This is a genomic window from Chryseobacterium sp. MDT2-18, from assembly GCF_030815285.1.
GTDB lineage: Bacteria > Bacteroidota > Bacteroidia > Flavobacteriales > Weeksellaceae > Kaistella > Kaistella salivictor.
In genome coordinates, this window is the sequence record NZ_JAUSWQ010000027.1 from 1 (window position 1) to 2,458 (window position 2,458).

General features: G+C 39.1%; 2 protein-coding genes. Both read left to right on the forward strand.

From position 1 onward, the window contains the following. Positions 1-97 precede the first annotated feature (97 nt). Positions 98-1,000 carry a tyrosine-type recombinase/integrase gene (locus QF004_RS13895; protein WP_307427488.1) on the forward strand — a complete coding sequence of 301 codons (903 nt, stop codon included), beginning with the start codon at positions 98-100 and terminating at the stop codon, positions 998-1,000. Continuing rightward, positions 981-2,201 (forward strand): IS91 family transposase, encoded by a 1,221-nt coding sequence (locus tag QF004_RS13900; protein WP_307427491.1) that lies wholly within the window; start codon positions 981-983, stop codon positions 2,199-2,201. The genes QF004_RS13895 and QF004_RS13900 overlap by 20 nt, the downstream gene beginning before the upstream one ends. Positions 2,202-2,458 lie beyond the last annotated feature (257 nt).

Below are 2,458 nucleotides of genomic sequence, written 5' to 3' on the forward strand. Positions count from 1 at the left end.
TGTTCAAGCAACACCTTCGGTGAGCGGTAACTGCTTTTCAAAAATAGTCTATTTATTGTAAAATCTCAACTTTACCTTTCATTTAAAAATTTATATTATGAAAGGGAATTCGATTTCAATTAAACCGCTGAATGATAGCGGAAAGTTTTGGTTGCAAAAAGCATTGCAATTGATGCAAATTCAAGAATATGGGAAGGGAAGTGTGCGGAGTTACCTCCAAGAACTGACTTTACTTTTTAAGCATTACAATGATCTCAAAGTTGAAGATTTACGCCAAGAACACATCGAAAAGTATTTGATTTTTATTAAAGAAAATCACAAAGTCGGTCGAGCCAAATGCCGAAGTGTAGCCCAATCTTGCAGTTTTTTCTTTAAAAAAGTAATGCCCAGCAATTACATTGTTCCGAGTAATCTGTACCCCAAAAAGCAATTTATTTTGCCCAACATCATGACGGAAATGGAGGTAGAAAAACTATTTAAAGCACCTCTCAATCTAAAAGAACGTTGTGTGGTGGGCTTGCTTTATGGTTGTGGGTTGCGGATTTCTGAGGTTTGTAATTTGAAAATCCAAGACATCGATAGTTGCAACAGCCGAATTAAAGTCATTCAAGGAAAAGGCGGAAAAGATCGTTTTACCTTGTTGCCACAGACTTTATTGGAACAACTCCGCGCGTTTTATGTTGCACAAAATCGTCCGAAAGAATACTTTTTTACCAGTCCGCAGACCCGAAAACCACTTCATGTTCGCAGTTTACAAGTGGTGGTGAATGGTGCGATGCAAAAGGCGGGTTTCCAAAGTGGACGATTTACGGCGCATACGCTGCGACATTCCTTTGCGACTCACTTGCTTAATCAGGGCAATAACATTCATGTTATCAAGACTTTGCTCGGTCATAGCAAGTTGGAAACCACGATGATTTATCTGCATTTGCAACATCATACCCAACTCGGAATTGTTTCTCCTTTGGAAAAATTAGATGATGGAACAACCGCAAATTAAGCAGTTACTGCAAAGTAAAATCTTCAATCATCCAAGTGCGAAACGCTTTAATTTATACAGTCAAAATGTGCTGCAAAAATTGTCAGATTGCCATACGGTTCGTTTGGGAATGCATGTTTACGGCTGTAATCATTGTCACCATCAACATTACCAATTTCACAGTTGCGGCAACAGACATTGCCCCAATTGTGGAGGCTTGAAACGCGAACAGTGGCTGCAAGACAGGATGAGCGAATTGCTACCGACAACTTATTTCCATATCGTTTTTACCATTCCTCAGCAGTTGAGAAGTCTGGCGATGGGGAATCGGAAAGCGGTTTTCAAATTGCTTTTTGAGGCAGGTACTTACACTTTGAAAACCCTTGGAAAGGATGAAAAATATTTGGGAGGAATACCTGGAATCATCAGTGTTTTGCATACCAATGGGCAGGATTTAACTTTTCATCCTCATGTTCATTGTATTGTAACGGGTGGTGGACTTTCAAAAGAGGGAAAATGGATCACTCAAAAAAGAGAAAAAGGTAATTTTCTTTTTCCCAGAAGAGCGATGGAAAAGATCTTCAAAGGTTATTTTTTGGCGCAATTAAAGGCCTTAAAAACGAGTGAAAATCTAAAAATAAACAACGAAAAAGAGTTCGACAAAACGATTGATGAAGTGCAATTCATCAAATGGAATGTTTACGCCAAAGCACCTTTTGCAGGTCCCGAACAGATTGTGGAATATTTGGGAAGGTACACGCACAAAGTGGCGATCAGCACGTGTAGAATCACTAAAATCAGCGACACCGAAATCACCTTTAAGTACAAAGATTATCGGGACAAAAATCAACAAAAACTAATGACTTTGAGCCATGCAGAGTTTTTACGAAGATTTGAGCAACATATCCTGCCCAAAGGTTTTGTGAAGATTCGGCACAGCGGATTTTTGAGTCATCAAAACAAAACAAAACGGCTGGAAAGTATTTGTGCACAATTGAAAATAGCGGCTCACAAACCCAAAGTAGAACTTCCGGTTTCGGTTTTGGCAGCCATGAAATACGGCATTGATATTACCAAATGCAGTATTTGCAAAATTGGAGCGCTGGAATGGGTTGCAACTTACGTAAATGTCGCAAAACAGGGTGTTCATCTAGTAAATGCTGCCAAATTACAAAACCGAGGTTCACCAAAGAAAATCCCCCGTAACCATGAAAAAGTGTAACAAAACCCGAGTAAAAACCCAACCGAATTTTCCCCAAAATCTCTTATTTTGGGTAGGGGGATTTTTGTTTAAAACGCAAAGTAAACTGCTGGAAACAGAGCACTTTAATGCATTAAAACGGTTTAATTCTACAAATTAAAGAACGCCCAAACCTACAAAACCACCTATGAAAAATGAGTGGCGTCGCTGAACACCGAATAGCAAAAAGGCCTAACATTTTTACGTGTTAGGCCTTTTTTCTATTCGGCATAATGTTA

Excerpts from the sequence above, each read along its gene's own strand:
- QF004_RS13895 (WP_307427488.1), top strand. The coding sequence starts at position 98 with ATGAAAGGGAATTCGATTTCAATTAAACCGCTGAATGATAGCGGAAAG.
- QF004_RS13900 (WP_307427491.1), top strand. The coding sequence starts at position 981 with ATGGAACAACCGCAAATTAAGCAGTTACTGCAAAGTAAAATCTTCAAT.